The organism is Agreia sp. PsM10 (assembly GCF_030433855.1).
Taxonomy (GTDB): domain Bacteria; phylum Actinomycetota; class Actinomycetes; order Actinomycetales; family Microbacteriaceae; genus Agreia.
This window is the reverse complement of the sequence record NZ_JARUXC010000024.1, coordinates 1-18,576: the sequence shown is the minus strand read 5'-3', so window position 1 is coordinate 18,576 and position 18,576 is coordinate 1. Positions and strand designations below refer to the sequence as shown.

Annotated in this window: 18 protein-coding genes; 15 read left to right on the top strand and 3 right to left on the bottom strand. The window is 67.2% G+C overall.

Annotated elements, in window-relative coordinates:
* The first annotated feature begins 65 nt into the window (after positions 1–65).
* The 6 genes from QCD70_RS18620 to pheT all read left to right on the top strand — a co-directional run bounded on the left by QCD70_RS18620 (position 66) and on the right by pheT (position 7,039).
* A complete protein-coding gene (locus QCD70_RS18620) occupies positions 66–881 on the top strand; it encodes an amino acid ABC transporter ATP-binding protein (RefSeq protein WP_301219048.1) in 816 nt (271 codons plus the stop codon).
* 46 nt (positions 882–927) lie between these two features.
* Positions 928–1,797, top strand: a complete 870-nt coding sequence (locus QCD70_RS18615; protein ID WP_301219046.1) for a glutamate ABC transporter substrate-binding protein — start codon at positions 928–930, stop codon at positions 1,795–1,797.
* Positions 1,798–1,893: 96 nt separating this feature from the next.
* Positions 1,894–2,541 carry an amino acid ABC transporter permease gene (locus tag QCD70_RS18610; RefSeq protein ID WP_055932106.1) on the top strand — a complete coding sequence of 216 codons (648 nt, stop codon included), beginning with the start codon at positions 1,894–1,896 and terminating at the stop codon, positions 2,539–2,541.
* Positions 2,538–3,446: an amino acid ABC transporter permease gene (locus QCD70_RS18605; protein WP_301219043.1), complete on the top strand. Its 909-nt coding sequence runs from the start codon at positions 2,538–2,540 to the stop codon at positions 3,444–3,446. Before QCD70_RS18610 ends, QCD70_RS18605 begins: the two co-directional genes overlap by 4 nt.
* Positions 3,447–3,475: 29 nt before the next feature.
* Entirely contained in the window at positions 3,476–4,516 is a 1,041-nt protein-coding gene (gene pheS / locus QCD70_RS18600; RefSeq protein WP_301219041.1) for a phenylalanine--tRNA ligase subunit alpha, read from the top strand.
* Between the two features lie 3 nt (positions 4,517–4,519).
* Positions 4,520–7,039 (top strand): phenylalanine--tRNA ligase subunit beta, encoded by a 2,520-nt coding sequence (gene pheT, locus QCD70_RS18595; RefSeq protein ID WP_301219039.1) that lies wholly within the window; start codon positions 4,520–4,522, stop codon positions 7,037–7,039.
* Positions 7,040–7,119: 80 nt separating this feature from the next.
* Here the strand turns inward: pheT and QCD70_RS18590 are convergent, their stop codons facing one another.
* Positions 7,120–7,758: a DUF937 domain-containing protein gene (locus tag QCD70_RS18590; RefSeq protein ID WP_301219037.1), complete on the bottom strand. Its 639-nt coding sequence runs from the start codon at positions 7,756–7,758 to the stop codon at positions 7,120–7,122.
* A 136-nt stretch (positions 7,759–7,894) separates the two neighbouring features.
* On the opposite strand from QCD70_RS18590, the gene argC reads away from it, so the two are divergent.
* The 8 genes from argC to QCD70_RS18550 are packed head-to-tail and all read left to right on the top strand — an operon-like array spanning position 7,895 to position 15,408.
* Positions 7,895–8,941, top strand: coding sequence for an N-acetyl-gamma-glutamyl-phosphate reductase (gene argC / locus QCD70_RS18585; RefSeq protein ID WP_301219035.1), 1,047 nt, complete (start codon positions 7,895–7,897; stop codon positions 8,939–8,941).
* Positions 8,938–10,098 (top strand): bifunctional glutamate N-acetyltransferase/amino-acid acetyltransferase ArgJ, encoded by a 1,161-nt coding sequence (argJ, locus tag QCD70_RS18580; RefSeq protein WP_301219033.1) that lies wholly within the window; start codon positions 8,938–8,940, stop codon positions 10,096–10,098. The genes argC and argJ overlap by 4 nt, the downstream gene beginning before the upstream one ends.
* Positions 10,098–10,997: an acetylglutamate kinase gene (gene argB / locus QCD70_RS18575; protein WP_301219031.1), complete on the top strand. Its 900-nt coding sequence runs from the start codon at positions 10,098–10,100 to the stop codon at positions 10,995–10,997. Before argJ ends, argB begins: the two co-directional genes overlap by 1 nt.
* Complete coding sequence (locus QCD70_RS18570; protein ID WP_301219029.1) at positions 10,994–12,190, top strand: acetylornithine transaminase; 1,197 nt, start codon at positions 10,994–10,996, stop codon at positions 12,188–12,190. Before argB ends, QCD70_RS18570 begins: the two co-directional genes overlap by 4 nt.
* A 55-nt stretch (positions 12,191–12,245) precedes the next feature.
* A complete protein-coding gene (argF, locus tag QCD70_RS18565) occupies positions 12,246–13,190 on the top strand; it encodes an ornithine carbamoyltransferase (RefSeq protein ID WP_301219027.1) in 945 nt (314 codons plus the stop codon).
* Between the two features lie 5 nt (positions 13,191–13,195).
* A complete protein-coding gene (gene argH, locus QCD70_RS18560; protein WP_301219025.1) occupies positions 13,196–14,647 on the top strand; it encodes an argininosuccinate lyase in 1,452 nt (483 codons plus the stop codon).
* On the top strand, positions 14,644–14,790 hold the full coding sequence (locus QCD70_RS18555; RefSeq protein ID WP_301219023.1) for a hypothetical protein: 147 nt from the start codon (positions 14,644–14,646) through the stop codon (positions 14,788–14,790). Before argH ends, QCD70_RS18555 begins: the two co-directional genes overlap by 4 nt.
* Positions 14,791–14,793: 3 nt before the next feature.
* The gene (locus tag QCD70_RS18550) at positions 14,794–15,408 is read left to right on the top strand and encodes a DNA-3-methyladenine glycosylase (protein ID WP_301219021.1); all 615 of its coding nucleotides are present in this window, start codon (positions 14,794–14,796) and stop codon (positions 15,406–15,408) included.
* A 24-nt stretch (positions 15,409–15,432) separates the two neighbouring features.
* Here QCD70_RS18550 and QCD70_RS18545 read toward each other — a convergent pair whose 3' ends face one another.
* Together QCD70_RS18545 and QCD70_RS18540 are read right to left on the bottom strand one after the other, a co-directional pair.
* Positions 15,433–16,137 carry a hypothetical protein gene (locus tag QCD70_RS18545; RefSeq protein WP_367316751.1) on the bottom strand — a complete coding sequence of 235 codons (705 nt, stop codon included), beginning with the start codon at positions 16,135–16,137 and terminating at the stop codon, positions 15,433–15,435.
* A gap of 1 nt (position 16,138) precedes the next feature.
* Entirely contained in the window at positions 16,139–16,765 is a 627-nt protein-coding gene (locus tag QCD70_RS18540) for a DNA-binding protein (protein WP_301219019.1), read from the bottom strand.
* A gap of 141 nt (positions 16,766–16,906) precedes the next feature.
* Between QCD70_RS18540 and tyrS the strand changes: the two genes are divergently transcribed.
* Entirely contained in the window at positions 16,907–18,208 is a 1,302-nt protein-coding gene (gene tyrS, locus QCD70_RS18535) for a tyrosine--tRNA ligase (protein WP_301219066.1), read from the top strand.
* The last annotated feature ends 368 nt before the right edge of the window (positions 18,209–18,576 follow it).

Here is an 18,576-nt window from a genome sequence, read left to right as displayed (position 1 = left end):
ACGGTTGGGTAACCGTCGACCGTCCGACACACGCCGGTAACACGACGTCCCCTACTGTGGGGGTCATGGACTCAACCAACACCGATGGCCCTGTCGACGACGCGGTGGCCGGTCCGGCGACGTCGAACATCTCCGTTTGTCGAGGCGAACCTCTCGTCGTCCTCACAGACGTCAACAAGCACTACGGCGAACTCCATGTTCTGAACAACATCAACACGGTCGTCAATCGCGGCGAGGTCGTCGTGGTGATCGGCCCGAGCGGATCAGGAAAGTCGACGTTCTGTCGGGCCATCAACAGGCTCGAGACGATCGATTCGGGCAGCATCACGATCGACGGCAAGGTCCTTCCCGAGGAGGGCAAGGCCCTCGCCCAGTTGCGGGCCGACGTGGGCATGGTGTTCCAGTCCTTCAACCTCTTCGCTCACAAGACGATCCTCGAGAACGTCACCCTGGCTCCCATCAAGGTGCGCAAGCTGTCGAAGAAGGCGGCCGAGGCCCGCGGCATGGAGATGCTCGACCGAGTCGGCATCGCGAACCAGGCCAACAAGATGCCGGCCCAGCTCTCGGGCGGGCAGCAGCAGCGTGTCGCCATCGCGCGATCGCTCACGATGCAGCCGAAACTCATCCTCATGGACGAGCCGACGAGCGCGCTCGACCCCGAGATGATCAACGAGGTCCTCGACGTGATGGTCGGGCTCGCCAAAGACGGCATGACCATGATCGTCGTCACCCACGAGATGGGCTTTGCGCGCAAGGCGGCCGACCGCGTCGTCTTCATGGCCGACGGCCGCATCGAAGAAGAGACGACCCCCGAACAGTTCTTCACGAACCCCCAGTCGAACAGGGCGCAGGACTTCCTGTCGAAAATACTCGACCACTAAAGATCGGTGGTCGGGCACGCAGCATACGGAGAGAGGTACGAAACCGATGAGAGCATCGAAAAAACTGAGCATCGCCGCCCTGGCCGCGGCGACCATGATCGCGCTGGCCGGATGCGCCGGGTCGCTCGACGAGGCCGAGACCACCACGACGCCCGAGCCGGCCCCCACATTCGCCGCCGGGTCGACCATGGAGCGCCTCGCAGAGGCGGGCACCATCACGATCGGCACCAAGTTCGACCAGCCGCTGTTCGGTCTCACCGACATCGACGGAACCCCCAAGGGCTTCGACGTCGAGATCGGCAAGCTGATCGCTGCGAAGCTCGGCATCGCCGAAGACAAGATCGTCTGGAAAGAGGCCGTCTCAGCCAACCGCGAGCCCTTCATCCAGAACGGCGAGGTCGACATCGTGGTCGCCACCTACACGATCAACGACAAGCGCAAAGAGGTCATCTCCTTCGCCGGCCCGTACTACGAGGCAGGCCAGTCGATCCTGGTGAAGGCCGACAACGACGACATCAAGTCCGAGAAGGACCTCGTCGGGCAGCCTGTCTGCTCCGTGACCGGGTCGACTCCCGCCGCCAAGCTCACCGAGATCGGCGCGGAACCGCTGCTGACCGACACCTACACCAACTGCCTCGAGCCGCTGCGTGGCGGACAGGTCGTCGCGGTCTCGACGGACAACGTCATCCTGGCGGGCCTCGCGCAGCAGAACGAGGGCCAGTTCAAGGTCGTCGGCAAGCCGTTCACCCAGGAGCCCTACGGCATCGGACTGGCGAAGGACGACACCGACTTCCGCAACTTCATCAACGATGTGCTCGAAGAGTCGTATGAAGACGGCAGCTACGAGGCGGCATGGGATGCCACCGCGGGCGAGGTCCTCGAATACGTGGAGCCGCCGGCCGTCGACCGGTACTGATCCGAAGCCTGCCCGGAGGGCCCACCGCGATTCCCGCGGAGGACCCTTCGGGCAGGTCGACACCTCGACCGTCCCTCTGCATGAGATGAGCCCACCGTGAATGCCGTCATCGAGAACCTGCCCCGGTTCATCGAAGCCTTTGGGATGACCCTGTGGCTGCTCGCGACCTCCGGGGTCTGCGCCCTCATCATCGGCACGGTGATCGCAGCGATGCGGATATCGCCGGTCCCGTCGCTGAACGTCTTCGCCAGTGTCTACACCGAGCTGCTCCGCAACACGCCCCTGACGCTCGTGTTGTTCTTCTGCGCTTTCGTGCTGCCCCAGCTGGGCTCGAGGCTGCCCTACGAATGGGCGGCCTTCATCGGCCTCACTCTGTACACGTCGCCCTTCGTCGCAGAGGCCCTGCGATCCGGCATCAACGGCGTGGCCGTCGGCCAGGCGGAGGCGGCCCGCAGTCTGGGTCTCGGCTTCATGCAGTCGACGACCCTCATCATCTTTCCGCAGGCCTTCCGGATGGTGATCCCGCCGCTGATCAACGTGCTGATCGCGCTCACCAAGAACACCTCGGTCGCCGGCGGGTTCTTCGTCTTCGAACTGTTCTCTGCGGCCAAAGAGCTTGCGAATGCCAACGGCAACGCCGTGATCGCCATCCTGCTCGCCGTCGCGGCGTTCTACCTTGTCGTCACCATCCCGCTCGGAATCCTGTCCGCGCACCTCGAGAAGAAGCTGGCGGTACAGCGATGAGCGCCTCCGTTCTGTTCGACACCCCGGGGCCACGCACCCGCCGCCGCTCACGTATCGCCTCGGTGATCGTGGTCGTCCTGATTGCGGCCGGCCTGGCCTGGGTCGTCTACACCCTCGCGCAGCCTCGAGACTCCTCGGGCATCACGCTTCCGGGCTACTTCGATGCGTCACGCTGGGACATCTTCGTGCTGGCCGAGCTCTGGGTGCGCATCGGGGGAGGCCTTCTCGCGACTCTCCAGGCCGCCGCCGTCGCCGCAGCGATGGCCCTCGTCATCGGGGTGATGTTCGCCATGCTGCGCACCTCCGTTCACGCTGCCGTGCGCATCCCCGCCACGATCGTGCTCGAATTCTTCCGCGGCATGCCCGTGCTGCTGATGATGCTCTTCATTCTGCTCGTGGCCTCCACCGGAGCGTTCTGGGCCGTCGTGCTCGCGCTCGGTGTCTACAACGGCGCGATCATCGGCGAGTCGCTGCGCGCCGGCCTCGCCGCCCTGCCGCGGGGGCAGCGCGAGGCGGGGTTGAGCCTCGGACTGACCCGGCTCCAGACGAAGACGTTCATCGAGTTCCCCCAGGCCTTCCGCCAGATGCTGCCGGTGATCATCGCGCAGCTGGTGGTGCTGCTGAAAGACACCAGCCTCGGCTACATCGTCGGCTACAACGAACTCATCCGCACCACCATGAACAACCTCGGCAGCAGTGTCGGCAACCGATACCTCTTCTCCCTCTTCCTCGTGACCCTCGTCATCTACCTCGCGGTCAACCTGTCCCTGTCGGCGGTTGCACGACGACTCGCGCGTCGACGCAGCCCGGGCAAGATCCTGGCGAAAGACCAGATCACCCCGACCGCATCGATCTCCGCGCTCGGCGCACCGACCGGCAACCCCGAGGACCGCACGACGGAGTAGGCCGCCGCGGGTCGCTAAACTTGTGACTCGTGTCTGACCCACTAGTGATATCCGACGAGTCCGTCGCTGCAGCCGTCGATGCGGCGTTGACCGCCATCGCGGCAGCCGAGGACTCGACCGCCCTGAAGGCCGCGCGCGGCGCGCACGTGGGGGAGGCGTCGGTGCTGTCCCGCCTGAACGCCACACTCCGCGACGTCGCCAAAGACCAGAAGGCTGCGGCGGGCAAGCTCATGGGCCAGGCCCGCGCCAGAGTCGCCCAGGCCCTCGCCGAGCGGGAGTCCGAGATCGTCGCTCACGAGGAAGAGGTTCGGCTCGAGGCCGAATTCGTCGACGTGACGGCCTTGCCGACGCGCGCCCGTGCGGGCGCCCGGCATCCGCTGTCGCTTCTGCAGGAGCGCATCGCCGACATCTTCGTGGGCATGGGCTGGGAGGTCGCAGAGGGGCCGGAGCTCGAGAGCGAGTGGTTCAACTTCGACGCGCTCAACTTCGCACCCGATCACCCCGCCCGGGCCATGCAGGACACGTTCTTCATCGATCCCGTCGAATCGCACCTCCTCCTGCGCACTCACACATCGCCGGTGCAGGTGCGGTCGCTGCTCTCGCGCGAGCTTCCCGTCTACGTCATCGCGCCGGGGCGGGTGTACCGCACCGATGAGCTCGATGCCACGCACACTCCCGTCTTCATGCAGGTCGAGGGAATCGCGATCGACAAGGGTCTGACGATGGCCCACCTGCGCGGAACCCTCGAGCACTTCGCCCGCGCCATGTTCGGCGAGGGTGCCAAGATCCGTCTCCGCCCCAACTACTTCCCCTTCACCGAGCCGAGCGCCGAGATGGACGTCTGGCAGCCGAACGCCAAGGGCGGCGCGCGCTGGGTCGAGTGGGGCGGATGCGGAATGGTCAACCCGAACGTGCTTCTGTCGGCCGGCATCGATCCCGAGGAGTACCAGGGCTTCGCCTTCGGCATGGGCATCGAGCGCACGCTCCAGTTCCGCAACGATCTCAATGACATGCGCGACATGGTCGAGGGCGATATCCGCTTCAGTCAGCAGTTCGGAATGGTGGTCTAGCCCATGCGTATCCCACTCGGATGGTTGGCGGAATTCGTCGACGTCGCCCCCGGCTCCACGATCGACGACGTGCACGCCGCGCTCGTCAAGGTCGGGCTCGAAGAGGAGGGCTCGCACGGTTTCGACCTCACGGGCCCCATCGTCGTCGGCGAGGTGCTCGAGTTCGTCGAGGAGCCGCAGTCGAACGGAAAGACGATCCGCTGGTGCAGCGTGCGTGTGGCCCCCGAAGGCCAGACGGCAGCGGATGGCGGAGAGGACGTGCGCGGAATCGTCTGCGGCGCCCACAACTTCGTGGTCGGCGACAAGGTCGTGGTCACCCTTCCGGGCGCCGTCCTGCCCGGCGACTTCGCGATCGCCGCGCGCAAGACCTACGGCCACGTCTCCGACGGCATGATCGCATCGAGCCGAGAACTCGGCCTGGGCGACGAGCACGATGGCATTCTGCGGCTCGCGACCCTGGGCCTCGACCCCGTCGTCGGCACAGACGCGCTCTCGCTGCTCGGGCTCGACGACCAGGCGGTCGAGGTCAATGTCACGCCCGATCGCGGATACGCCTTCTCCATTCGAGGGATCGCGCGCGAGTACGCGCACGCGACAGGGGCGGCGTTCCGCGATCCGGCCCTCGAGTCCCCGTCCGTCGAGGCGTCGGGATTCCCCGTCGTCATCGACGACGATGCACCCATTCGCGGTCGCGTCGGTGCCACGGTGTTCGTCACGCGCCTCGTGCGCGGCGTCGACCCGACGAGGCCGACCCCGCCGTGGATGGCGACCCGGCTGAACCTCGCCGGCATCCGATCGATCTCGCTCATCGTCGACGTCACGAACTACGTGATGCTCGAGCTCGGCCAGCCCACGCACGGTTACGACTTCGACAAGCTCAGCGGCGGCATCCGCGTTCGTCGCGCGAAGCCGGGGGAGACGCTCGTGACCCTCGACGACCAGACGCGATCGCTCGATCCCGAAGACCTGGTGATCGCCGACGAGTCGGGCCCCATCGGGCTGGCCGGCGTCATGGGTGGCGCCTCGACCGAGATCGACTCCTCGTCACGCACCGTGCTCGTCGAAGCCGCCAACTTCGATCCGGTGTCGATCGCGCGCACCGCTCGGCGACACAAGCTGCCGAGCGAGGCCTCGCGTCGGTTCGAACGCGGTGTCGACCCCGAGGTCGCGTCTGCTGCAGCCGCCCGGGTGGTCCAGCTGCTCGTCGATCTGGGAGGCGGAACGGCCGACGAGCTCGGCTCGTCGTACTCGAAGCACGACGCACCGGCCCCGGTGGAGCTTCCCGACGGCTACATCTCGGGTCTGATCGGCGTCGACTTCACACCGGAGGAGATCCGCACCTCGCTCGCGGAGATCGGTGGCCGGATCGTCGAGGTCGAGGGTGGTCTCCTGGTGACGCCGCCCACGTGGCGTCCGGACATCACGCACAAGTCGGCCCTCGCCGAAGAGGTCGCCCGCATCGTCGGCTACGACCGCATCCCGAGCGTTCTCCCCGTCGCGCCACCGGGTCGAGGTCTCACGAGGGAGCAGCTGCTTCGACGACAGGTGTCGCAGACACTGGCGTCGAGCGGACTCGTCGAAGTGATGGCCTACCCGTTCCTGTCGCAGGCCGCGTCTCAGCTCTTCGGCTCGCGAACAGGTGAGCCGGTCACGGCGATGCGCGTGGCGAACCCGCTCGACGCCGAGGCTCCGCTGCTGCGCACGACCCTGATTCCGGGGCTGCTCGACATCGCGCGTCGCAACCTGTCACGCGGACTCCTCGACCTGGCGCTCTTCGAGACCGGCCTCGTGTTCCTTCCCGAACCCGGGGTCGAATACGGGCAGGCCGAGCTGCCGCCGGGCGGAGCTCGTCCCAGCGACGACGTGCTGGCGAGACTCGACGCGGGTCTGCCTCCTCAGCCACGACACGTCGCGTTCGTGCTCACGGGCAACGCCTGGGAGAAGCAGCCGGCACTCGAGGCACGCGCCGTCGGCCTGGCCGACGCGCTGGATTCGGTGCGGCAGCTCGGGCTCGCGCTCGGTGTCGACATCCGTGCCGTGCAGGGCTCCCACGCCGCACTGCATCCGGGTCGAACGGCGTCGCTCACCGTCGGCGATGTCGTCGTCGGTGTTGCGGGGGAGCTGCTCCCTCGTATCGCCGAGGAGGCACACCTGCCCCGCGTCGTCGCCGTCGCCGAGATCGACCTCGACGCGCTGATCGCCCTGTCCCCGCGGGAGATCGCGGTACGACCGATCTTCGGCTTCCCGGCTGCGACGCAAGACCTGTCGCTGGTCGTTCCGCGTGCCACGCCCGCGGGCGATGTGTCCGCAGCCGTGTCGCGAGGAGCCGGCGCCCTGCTCGAAGACATCCGACTTGTCGACGACTACCGGGGTTCCGGGGTCGGCGACGATCAGAAGTCGCTCACGTTCGCGCTCCGCTTCCGTGCGACCGATCGCACGCTGACGGCGAAGGAGGCCTCCGACGCCAAGCTCGCCGGCCTGGCCGTCGCAGCGGCCGAGTTCGGCGCGACCCTCCGCGACTGATCCTCGACACGCGGGTCCGGCCGACGCGGATGCGACGGACGGACCCGCGGCTTGCGGCTCGCGGCTCTGCGGGCCGAGGGTTACTTCTTGCCGCCGCCCAGCAGCCCGCCGAGCAGGTCGCCGATGCCGCCGCTCGAGCCGCTCGTTCTGCTCGAGCCGCCTTCTCCGCCGCCGAGGAGTCCGCCCAGCAGGTCGCCGAGGCCTCCCGACGACCCGGAGGCCGTGCCGCCGGACCCACCGCCGAGGAGTCCGCCCAGCACATCGCCGATTCCGCCGCCGGACGTGCCGGCGGACCCAGTGGCATTGCCGCCTGTCTTGCCGAAGAACTTCTGTGCGAGCCACGCGAGAACGATCGGGGCGACGATCGGCAGGGTCTTCTGGATGACGGACTGCGTCGTCGACGTCTTCGTAGAGGCCAGGGCCGACACGACCTGGTCCTTGTTGCCGCCGAAGATGTTCGACACGATCTTCTCGCCGTCGTGCGTATCGACGGCGTCGACGTCGACACCGCCGTCGAGCAGCGAGCTGGCGGAGTGCTTCTGCAGTGCCTTCTCGAGAGACTTCTCGCCCTGCGGCGTCGCGCTGTTGGCCGCCAGGCCGGAGACCAGCGCGGGCAGTGCCTCGTTCACGGCATCCCTCGCCTCGGCCTCGCTGACGCCGAGTCTCTGGGCGATGGCGCCGATGGGAAGCTGCCTGGCCAGTTCGTCGAGTCCATCCATGGTGAGCCTTCTTTCCCTCTGGCGGGCGCGCCGTCGCGCCCGGATCATGCCTCCACAGTAGTGACGACGCAGCGACGCAGGGGCGCGCGCCGTCGGTGAATCCGGTCGCCTCCGTGAGAGCGACTAGATTTAAGGCATGACTTTTTCGGTGGCTGTTGCCGGTGCGAGCGGATACGCGGGTGGCGAGGTGCTCCGACTGCTCGCCGACCATCCCGAATTCGAGGTGGCGACCGTCACGGCGCACGCCAACGCGGGACAACGCTTGATCGACGTCCACCCGCACCTGCGATCCCTCGCCCATCTCGAACTGGTCGACACGACGGCCGAGAACCTGGCCGGGCACGACGTCGTCTTCCTCGGGCTGCCGCACGGCAAGTCCGGCGAGCTGACCGAGCAGCTCGACGCGTCGACGCTCGTCGTCGACTGCGGAGCAGATCACCGCCTCGTCGATGAGAAGGACTGGGCCGAGTTCTACGGCGGCGAGTTCTACGGCTCCTGGCCCTACGGGCTTCCCGAACTCCTTCGGCACGACGGCTCGAGGCAGCGCAGCGCGCTCGAGGGAGTCAAGCGCATCGCCGTTCCCGGCTGCAACGTCACCGCAATCTCACTGGGCCTCGCGCCCGGTCTGGCCGCCCACGTCATCGAGGGCGAAGACATCGTGGCGGTTCTCGCCGTCGGCCCATCGGGAGCGGGCAAGGCGCTGCGCACCGACCTTCTCGCCTCCGAGATCCTCGGCTCGGCCAGCGCCTACGGTGTCGGCGGGCGCCACCGTCACGTGCCGGAGATCATCCAGAACCTCAGCGGCGCGTCGGGCGAGCGCACCTCTGTGTCGTTCACTCCGATGCTCGTGCCGATGGCCAGGGGCATCCTGGCCACCTCGACCGCTCGACTGGCTCCCGGCGCGACCGCGAGCGATGTTCGGAGCGCCTGGGAGCTCGCGTATTCCGACGAGCCGTTCGTGCACCTTCTTCCCGAAGGCCGCTTTCCGCGCACGGCCGACGTTCTGGGCGCCAACGTCGCCCTGGTCGGGCTGGCGGTCGACGAGGCGGCCGGCCGCGTCGTCACCGTCACCGCTCTCGACAATCTCGTCAAGGGCACGGCCGGTGCGGCCATCCAATCGGCCAATATCGCGCTCGGACTGGGCGAAACGACCGGCCTGCCGGTGAATGGAGTCGCACCGTGAGTGTCACAGCAGCGCAGGGATTCGTCGCGGCGGGCGTCGCCTCAGGGCTCAAGGCGTCGGGTGCGCTCGACCTCGCCCTCGTGCAGAATCTCGGCCCCCGACGCTCGGCTGCGGCGGTCTTCACCAGCAACCGCTGCACGGCGAACCCGATTATCTGGTCGCGCCAGGCGATCCTCGACGGATCGATCGAGGCCATCGTGCTCAACTCGGGCGGCGCCAACTGCTACACCGGCGCCTTCGGGTTCCAGACCACCCACCAGACGGCGGAGCAGGTCGCGGCCCGCCTCGGCATATCGTCTGGCGACGTTCTCGTCTGCTCCACGGGGCTCATCGGCACGGGCGACCAGAGCTTCCGCGACCGCCTGCTGGCGGGAGTCGACGTCGCGGCCCCGGCCCTCACCTCGGATGGCGGCCCGGACGCCGCGCGCGCCATCATGACGACGGACTCGCATCCCAAGCAGGCTTCAGTGACATCGCCGTCGGGATGGGTGATCGGCGGCATGGCCAAGGGCGCCGGCATGCTCGCCCCGGGACTCGCGACCATGCTGGTGGTCATCACGACCGACGCCGACGTCTCGAGTCCCGAACTCGACTCGGCGCTTCGCGCGGCGACCCGCGTGACGTTCGATCGCCTCGACTCCGACGGCTGCATGTCGACCAACGACCAGGTCACGCTCATGGCGTCCGGCGCATCCGGAATCGTGCCCGACCCCGCCGAGTTCGCGGCCGCCGTCGAATCGATCTGCGCCGATCTCGCCGAGCAGCTTCAGGGCGATGCGGAGGGTGCGAGCCATGACATCACGATCGAGACGATCAGGGCGGCATCCGAAGACGACGCCGTCGATGTCGGACGTGCCGTGTCGCGCAGCAATCTGTTCAAGGCGGCCGTCTTCGGCAACGATCCCAACTGGGGGCGCGTGCTCGCCGCCGTGGGAACCACCCAGGCCGAATTCGATCCCTTCGACATCGACGTCACGATCAACGGCGTGCGTGTCTGTTCGGCGGGTCAGCCCGATCAGCCGAGCGACGCAGTCGACCTCTCCCCGCGCGCCGTGCACGTGCTCATCGACCTCAAGGTCGGCGCAGCGACGGCGACCATCCTCACGAACGACCTCACCCACGACTACGTCCACGAGAACAGCGCATACGCCACCTGATGACAGACATTCCTTTCTCGCCCACCGCAGGCGACAAGGTCGCGACCCTGATCGAGTCGCTTCCCTGGCTCAAGAGATTCCACAACCAGATCATGGTCATCAAGTTCGGCGGCAACGCCATGGTCGACGAGGCGCTCCAGAAGTCGTTCGCCGAAGACATGGTCTTCCTCCGCTATGCGGGCATCCGCCCGGTCGTCGTGCACGGCGGCGGGCCGCAGATCTCCGCCATGCTCGATCGCCTCGGCATCCAGAGCGAATTCCGCGGCGGATACCGGGTCACCAGTCCCGAAGCGATGGATGTCGTGCGCATGGTGCTCGCCGGACAGATCAGCCGTGAGATCGTAGGCCACATCAACGAGCACGGTCCGCTGGCCGTCGCCTTCTCCGGAGACGACGCGGGGCTGTTCGCCGGCCGCAAGCGCACCATCGAGATCGACGGTGAGCAGGTCGACATCGGCCAGGTGGGCGACATCGTCAGCGTGAATCCGGATGCCATCCGGCAGCGACTCGACGCGGGGTACATTCCCGTCGTGTCGTCGATCGCGCCCGACGCGGACAACCCCGGCCAGTCCCTCAATGTCAACGCCGATGCCGCCGCCGCCGCACTCGCCGTCGCGCTGGGAGCGGTGAAGCTGGTCATCCTGACCGACGTGGCGGGTCTGTACAGCGACTGGCCCAACAGGGACTCGCTCGTGAGCAGCATCGATTCCGAGGCGCTGCGCGCGCTGCTGCCCGGTCTCGAATCGGGCATGATCCCGAAGATGGCCGCGTGCCTCGAGGCCGTCGACGGCGGCGTGGCCAAGGCCGCGATCATCGACGGTCGCACACCGCATTCGATTCTGCTCGAGGTCTTCACCCGCAGCGGCGTCGGCACCGAAGTCAGCCGGGAGGCATCGTGAGCACCGAAACACCATGGCCGGACAGGTTCGGCGATTCCCTGATGAAGTCGATGGGGGCGCCGCTCGGCCTGCTCGCCCGCGGCGAGGGATGCTACGTCTGGGACGAGTCCGGTAAGCAGTATCTCGACTTTCTCGCCGGCATCGCCGTCAACTCGCTCGGCCACGCGCATCCGGCCTTCGTCGATGCCGTGTCTCGTCAGGCCGCGACCCTGGCGCATGTCTCGAACTACTTCACGACGGCCCCGCAGCTCGCCCTCGCCGAACGACTCAAGCGCATCACCGGGGCGGGAGCCGAGGGCCGCGTGTACTTCGGCAACTCCGGCGCCGAGGCCAACGAGGCCGCGTTCAAGCTCGCGCGGCTCAATCGTGCGGGCGGCAATCGCCACCGGGTGCTGGCCCTGCACGATTCCTTCCACGGTCGCACGATGGGTGCCCTGGCACTGACCGGCAAGCCGAGCCTGCGCGACGCATTCGAGCCCATGCCCTCCGGTGTCGAGCACATCGACTCGACGATCGAGGCGCTCGAGCGGTCGATCGACGCCTCCGTCTCCGCACTCATCGTCGAACCGATCAAGGGGGAGGCCGGCGTCGTCGACCTGCCCGACGGATTCCTGGTGCGTGCCCGTGAGCTGACGGCCGAGCACGGTGTGCTGCTGATCCTCGATGAGATCCAGACCGGCGCCGGCCGCACGGGCACCTGGTTCGCCTACGAGCAGTTCGGCATCCTTCCCGACGCGGTGACGATGGCCAAGGGCATGGGCGGCGGATTCCCCATCGGTGCACTGGTCACGTTCGGATGGGCGTCGGAGCTCTTCCAACGCGGCATGCACGGTTCCACCTTCGGCGGCAATCCGCTCGCCACGGCGACGGCCGACGCGGTTCTCGACGAGATCGAGACGGCCGGGCTTCTGCAGAACGCCGCCCTGCGCGGCGAGCAGCTGCGGCAGATCATTCGAGACATCGCGTCTCCCCACGTCGCGGAGGTCCGCGGTCGCGGACTTCTCGTCGGCGTCGGATTGACGACACCGGTCGCCGGCGCGGTGGCTGCGGCCGCCCTTGCCGCGGGACTCATCGTCAACGCGGCGAACGACTCGAGCATCCGCATCGCCCCGCCGCTCATCGTGGGCGACGCCGAACTCGCCCTCTTCGCCGAGCGGTTCCGCTCCGCCCTCGACGCGGTGCCCGCCTCCTGAGCCTTCGCGGCCCGCGCTAGTCTTTCCCTTTCCGCCATTTATCGAAAGTTCTCCCGTGACCAGACATTTCCTGCGCGACGACGACCTCTCACCTGCCGAGCAGGCTGAGATCCTCGACCTGGCATTGGAGCTCAAGCGAGACCGATTCCAGACGCAGCCCCTGGCCGGGCCGCAGACCGTCGCCGTGATCTTCGACAAGTCGTCCACGCGCACCCGCGTCTCGTTCGCGGTCGGCATCGCCGATCTGGGCGGCAGTCCGTTGATCATCAGCATGGCGTCGAGCCAGCTCGGCGGCAAGGAGACCGCGTCCGACACCGCGCGAGTGCTCGAGCGGCAGGTCGCGGCGATCGTCTGGCGCACCTATGCGCAGACCGGTCTGGAGGAGATGGCCAAGGGAACGACTGTTCCCGTCGTGAACGCCCTCTCCGACGAGTTCCACCCCTGTCAGCTGCTCGCCGATCTGCTCACCATCCGTGAGCATCGCGGGTCGCTCGCCGGACAGACCGTCGCCTTCCTCGGAGACGGGGCCAGCAATATGGCGCAGTCGTACCTGCTCGCCTGCGCGACAGCGGGCATGCACGTGCGCATCGGTGCGCCCGCCGAATTCGCACCGGATGCGGCTGTGTTCTCCGACGCCGAGGCTCGTGCGGCCGATACCGGGGGATCCGTCGCAGTGCATGTCGACCCCGCCGACGCGGTCCGCGATGCCGACATCGTGGTCACCGACACCTGGGTGTCGATGGGCAAAGAGGACGAGAAGGCCGAGCGCGTGGCGATCTTCGGCGGCTACCAGGTCGACCAGGACCTCCTCGACAAGGCGAAGCCGAATGCCCTGTTCCTGCACTGCCTTCCCGCAGATCGCGGCTACGAGGTCAGCGCCGATGTCATCGACGGACCGCAGAGCGTCATCTGGGACGAGGCGGAGAACCGGCTTCATGCCCAGAAGGCGCTTCTGGTCTGGCTCCTCCGCCAGCAGGCGCCGGTCACCGTGGGAGACTGAGAGCGATGAGTGAACACGACGTCTCCAACCGCGCCGGCGAAGCGGGAGCCCTGTGGGGCGGACGCTTCGCGGGCGGCCCTGCCCCCGAACTCGTCGACCTCAGCCGGTCGACCCACTTCGACTGGCAGCTCGCCGCCTACGACATCGCCGGGTCGCGTGCCCACGCGCGGGCTCTGGCGCAGGCCGGGTATCTCACCTCCGACGAGCTGACCGGCATGCTGGTGGCCCTCGACGCCCTCGACTCCGACGTCGCCGATGGAACCTTCAGACCGCTGGCATCCGACGAAGACGTGCATTCCGCGCTGGAGCGCGGGCTCATCGACCGTGCCGGTGTCGAGCTCGGCGGCAAGCTCCGTGCGGGGCGGAGCCGCAACGACCAGATCGCCACGCTCGTGCGCATGCTGCTGCGCGACCATGCCGCGCGCATCCGTCACCTGGTGACCGATCTCGTTGACGCGATCGCGGCCCAGGCCGACAGGCATTTCGGGGCGATCCTGCCCGGGCGCACCCATCTGCAGCACGCACAGCCTGTACTCCTGTCGCACCACCTGCTCGCGCACTGCTGGCCCCTTGTCCGCGACCTCGAGCGCTTCGTCGACTGGGATCGTCGGGCGAACTGGTCGCCCTACGGGTCGGGCGCCCTGGCGGGAAACACCCTGGGCCTCGATGCCCAGGCGGTCGCGGTCGAGCTCGGCTTCGACCAGAGTTCCTGGAACTCGATCGACGGGACGGCGAGCCGCGACGTCGTGGCGGAGTTCGCCTTCATCACCGCCCAGATAGGCATCGACCTCTCCCGCTTCGCCGAGGAGATCATCCTGTGGAACACGAAGGAGTTCGGCTTCGTCACGCTGTCCGACTCCTACTCCACGGGCTCGTCGATCATGCCGCAGAAGAAGAACCCCGATATCGCGGAGCTGGCTCGGGGCAAGTCGGGTCGACTCATCGGCAACCTCACGGGCCTGCTGACCACGCTCAAGGGACTCCCGCTCGCGTACAACCGCGACCTGCAGGAGGACAAGGAGCCGGTCTTCGACTCCATCACCACGCTCGAGGTGCTTCTGCCGGCGTTCACGGGGATGGTCGCAACGATGACGTTCCACACTGACCGCATGGCGGAGCTCGCCCCGCAGGGATTCTCCCTGGCCACCGACGTGGCCGAGTGGCTGGTGAAGCAGCACGTGTCCTTCAGAGACGCCCACGAGATCACCGGCGCCCTCGTGCGTTTCGCAGAAGAGAACGACCTCGAGCTCGACGAGTTGAGCGACGAGCAGTACGCCTCGCTGTCGCCGCATCTGGTGCCGGCGGTGCGATCGGTGCTCACGATCGAGGGGTCGGTCTCGAGTCGTGACGGCCGCGGCGGAACCGCGCCCGATCGCGTCAGGGAGCAGCTCGCGGCGCTCACGCAGAGCGTTCGTGCTCTTCAGGCCGCCGCCGCACCCGAGATCGGAGCCTCATGACCCTGCGCAACGAGAACAACAAGAAGAAGCGCGCCAGGCCGCCGATGTCTCGGCGCGCGACCTGGATCGTCGTAACCGTCGCCGTCGCGGTCCTCGTGTTCGTGGTGATCGTGTCGGTGGTCTCGGGCAAGGGCATGTTCTAGACGGTGTTCAGTCCGGCGTCGAACAAGTCGGGATTCTTCGACAGGACAAGCGTCGAGGTCGCCCCCGCGTTGCTCGGTGCGCGGTTCACGCGGCACTCGCCGCTGGGCGACGTCTCTCTGCGCATCACGGAAGTCGAGGCCTACCTGGGTGTCGGCGAGGATCCGGGTTCGCACAGCTTTCGCGGACGGACGGCCCGTAACGCGGTGATGTTCGGCCCGCCTCTGCATCTGTACGCGTATTTCACCTACGGCATGCATGTCTGCGCGAACATCGTCTGCTCCCCGGAAGGCCAGGCATCGGCTGTGCTGCTGAGGGCGGGCGAGATCGTCGCCGGTGTCGAGCATGCACGATCGAACCGTGGGGAGCAGGTCGCGTATCGCGATCTCGCCCGTGGACCCGCCCGGCTCACCAAGGCACTGGGGATTCCCCTCTCGGACGACGGGGCCGACCTGACGGGTGAGGTCTATTCGCTCGAGCTCGACGATCAGGTGCCGGATGTCGGCACGAGCGTGCGCACCGGGGTCAGCGGGCCGGGTGGCCTCGCCGAGTACCCGTGGCGGTTCTTCATCCCGAACGATCCGACCGTCTCGCCCTACCGGGCGAGCGTGCCGAGGTGACGCGACTGACCGGTCGACCGCCGGTCACCGCAGGACGAGTGCGCAGGCGCCGGCCCAGACGAAGCTCGCGAGGGTTCCGATGATGAATCGCTCCTTGGCCTCCGGCGCCGCCAGTTCGCTGAAACGGCCGACGCCCTTGATCGCGATGATCACGGCGACGGCCTCGGGGAATCCGGCCACGATCGAGCCGGCGATCGCGATCCGTTCGAGGACTCCGATGGTCGTTCCTCCCCGCAGTACCTCGACCGCCGGGGTTCCCATCGCCTGCGCCGGCGACGCGGGGGAGGCGCGGGGAACGTCTTTGCGGCGGCGGAAGATTCCGAGTGGAGAGGGTGTCACGGGTGCGAGGGGCGGAACCGCCTGCGGTTCGTTCTCGCCGATGAGGATACCGCCGTGCACTCCGGCGCGGCTCGCCCCTCGGGTTGCGAGGCGCAGAGCGAGTACGGCGAACGGGCCTCCACCGATGGTCGCCAGGGCGAGGGCCAGGGCTGTCGTGATGACTCGGTCGAGGGGCTGCGCGGACTCGTCGTGCGGGGCGAGCGCCGCGCAGGCGAGTGCTGCGACGAGACTGCCGGTCGCCAGGATGGTCGTCGCCGTGAGGACGACATCGGCGGATCGTGCTCCACGTGGTCGTCGCGGCCGTGCGCCGCTCGTACGCAAATCGAGGGCGAGGGCGATCGCGCTCGCGAGGAGACCCGCGGCGAGGAGCGCAACGATCACGGTGTTCACGTCAGACCTCGTCTTTCGAGTATTCGGATGATTCGGTGAGCCTGGAGAGCAGCCGGCTGAGCGGTGCGTGGGCTTCGAGGTCGATTCTGACCTGGGCCGCCGACATCCGGTCGCTCACGGCCTGGGGTGTGATGCCCAGTGTGTCGGCGGCCTCCCTCTGCGTTCGTCCCTGGGCGAGCAGGTCGTAGACCTGCCATCCCTGTTCGGTGCGGCGGTCTCGCACCGACAGGAGCAGGAGCATGAGGGCTTCGAAGTCGCTTGCGTCGGTCTGCTTCGGGGGTGTTCCGTCTCGGAAGGCGAAGCGCAGGGGGGACTTCTTGGCCGAGTCGACGGCCGCCCTGGCCGCGATGAAGGCGGGGCCTCGAGTCTCGCGTGTCGAGGAGGCCAGGGGCTGCTCGACATCCCCGGCTCCGAGCCCGACGCTCCAGTCGCCCGAGCGGGTGAGCTCGAGGACCATGGCGACGGCGGTGGTCGAGTCGACGACGAGAGCCTGCAGTTCGTCACCGGCGTTCCGGTCGACCGGCAGGGCGAGTCCCGCTCCGAAGACATCGTCGAGGTGGGCGACGGCCGGCGACACGAGGTCGGCGGAATGGCGGCTGTCGACCTGGTCTGCGGTGATGACGAACATAGGGACCCCTCTCATCAAGGCTGCAGCCTTGATGTCTAGGTAATCAAGTCTATAGGCCTGATTGGTGGTACATCAAGGCCAGAGGCCTGTTCCGTCCGCCCGAAGTATCGCGACCGCCGCTGATACTGTGATCAGGTGTCGATGATCCAGAGCGAACTCCTGACCCGCCAGCACAACGATTCCTCGTTCGACGATGTCTGGGACGAGATCGAGTGGCGCGGCCTCGTCCATGTCTCCACAGACCGGGACTCGCTGAAGAAGCTGCTCGCCGGCCCGCCGATCACGTACTACTGCGGATTCGACCCGACCGCCCCGAGTCTCCACCTCGGCAACCTCGTGCAGATCCTTCTACTGCGCCGACTGCAGCTCGCGGGCCACAGGCCCCTCGGTCTCGTGGGAGGGTCGACCGGTCTCATCGGAGATCCGCGCCCCACTGCCGAGCGCACGCTCAACACCAAGGACACGGTCGCCGAATGGGTCGAGTACCTCCGGGGCCAGATCGAGAGGTTCCTGAGCTTCGACGGCGACAACCCTGCTCGAATGGTCAACAACCTCGACTGGACGCAGCCGCTCTCGGCGATCGACTTCCTCCGTGACATCGGCAAGCACTACCGCGTCGGAACGATGCTGAAGAAGGATGCCGTCAGTGCACGGCTCAACTCTGACGCCGGCATCAGCTACACGGAGTTCAGCTACCAGATCCTGCAGGGGATGGACTTCCTCGAGCTGTACCGCACCTTCGACTGCGTGCTCCAGACCGGAGGCAGCGACCAGTGGGGCAATCTGACGAGTGGAACGGACCTCATCCACCGGGCCGAGCACGGCAGTGCCCACGCGATCGGCACGCCCCTGATCACGAATTCCGACGGAACGAAGTTCGGCAAGAGCGAGGGCAACGCCGTCTGGCTCGATCCCGCACTCACGAGCCCGTACGCGTTCTACCAGTTCTGGCTCAACACGCTCGATGCCGACGTGGTCGCCCGACTCAAGATCTTCACTTTCCTCTCTCGCGCCGAGATCGAGCGCATCGCGGTGCTGGTCGACGAGGAGCCGTTCCGTCGTGAGGCTCAGAAGACGCTGGCCTACGAGGTGACCGCGCTCGTGCATGGCGTGGCCGCCACCGAATCGGCGATCGCCGCGGCCCAGGCCCTCTTCGGGCAAGGAGACCTCTCCGATCTCGAGACGGAGACTCTGGTCGCCGCGCTGCGCGAGCTCCCCAACACCACCTGCATGCCGGATGCCCCGATAGTTCAGCTGCTCGTCGATACCGGACTGACCAAAAGCGTGAGTGAGGCGCGGCGCGCCATCGCCCAGGGCGGTGTGTATGTGAACAACACCGTGGTCGCCGACGAGTCGGCCACGATCAGCGGTTCCGTGCTGAGCGGGGGAGTGGCTGTGCTCCGGCGAGGCAAGAAGACGCTCGCGGGAGTCTTCGTCGAGTGAAGAACCGCGGGATTCCGGGGCGACACGCCCGGGCTGCACACCGGTTTTGACCGTCGCAGAATCTGCCCGTAATGTCTTCTCTTGTCACCCCACAGGTGCGGAAAGCCGAAGAGCTTCCGGCCTCAAGCGGGACCAAATCCAAAGCTGAATCAGATTCGCTCTAGAAGTGTTCTGTAGGACTGCTTTAGGATGTATAACGCCTCTTCCCAGGAACGTTCTGTTGGAAGTCGTGTTGAGCGCCCGGAATCATCCGGATCACCGCGAAAACACGATTTGACAGAAACAAAACTTGGGTCTAGGTTTGAGAAGTTGCCTCGATGTGATGCTGTGCCGGTTGGTGTGGTTGATGTCGGGTGCGTCCGATCCTT

Excerpts from the sequence above, each read along its gene's own strand:
- argB (WP_301219031.1), top strand. The coding sequence starts at position 10,098 with ATGACAGACATTCCTTTCTCGCCCACCGCAGGCGACAAGGTCGCGACC.
- argH (WP_301219025.1), top strand. The coding sequence starts at position 13,196 with ATGAGTGAACACGACGTCTCCAACCGCGCCGGCGAAGCGGGAGCCCTG.
- QCD70_RS18620 (WP_301219048.1), top strand. The coding sequence starts at position 66 with ATGGACTCAACCAACACCGATGGCCCTGTCGACGACGCGGTGGCCGGT.
- QCD70_RS18555 (WP_301219023.1), top strand. The coding sequence starts at position 14,644 with ATGACCCTGCGCAACGAGAACAACAAGAAGAAGCGCGCCAGGCCGCCG.
- QCD70_RS18590 (WP_301219037.1), bottom strand. The coding sequence starts at position 7,758 with ATGGATGGACTCGACGAACTGGCCAGGCAGCTTCCCATCGGCGCCATC.
- QCD70_RS18605 (WP_301219043.1), top strand. The coding sequence starts at position 2,538 with ATGAGCGCCTCCGTTCTGTTCGACACCCCGGGGCCACGCACCCGCCGC.
- pheT (WP_301219039.1), top strand. The coding sequence starts at position 4,520 with ATGCGTATCCCACTCGGATGGTTGGCGGAATTCGTCGACGTCGCCCCC.
- QCD70_RS18615 (WP_301219046.1), top strand. The coding sequence starts at position 928 with ATGAGAGCATCGAAAAAACTGAGCATCGCCGCCCTGGCCGCGGCGACC.
- tyrS (WP_301219066.1), top strand. The coding sequence starts at position 16,907 with ATGATCCAGAGCGAACTCCTGACCCGCCAGCACAACGATTCCTCGTTC.
- argC (WP_301219035.1), top strand. The coding sequence starts at position 7,895 with ATGACTTTTTCGGTGGCTGTTGCCGGTGCGAGCGGATACGCGGGTGGC.
- QCD70_RS18540 (WP_301219019.1), bottom strand. The coding sequence starts at position 16,765 with ATGTTCGTCATCACCGCAGACCAGGTCGACAGCCGCCATTCCGCCGAC.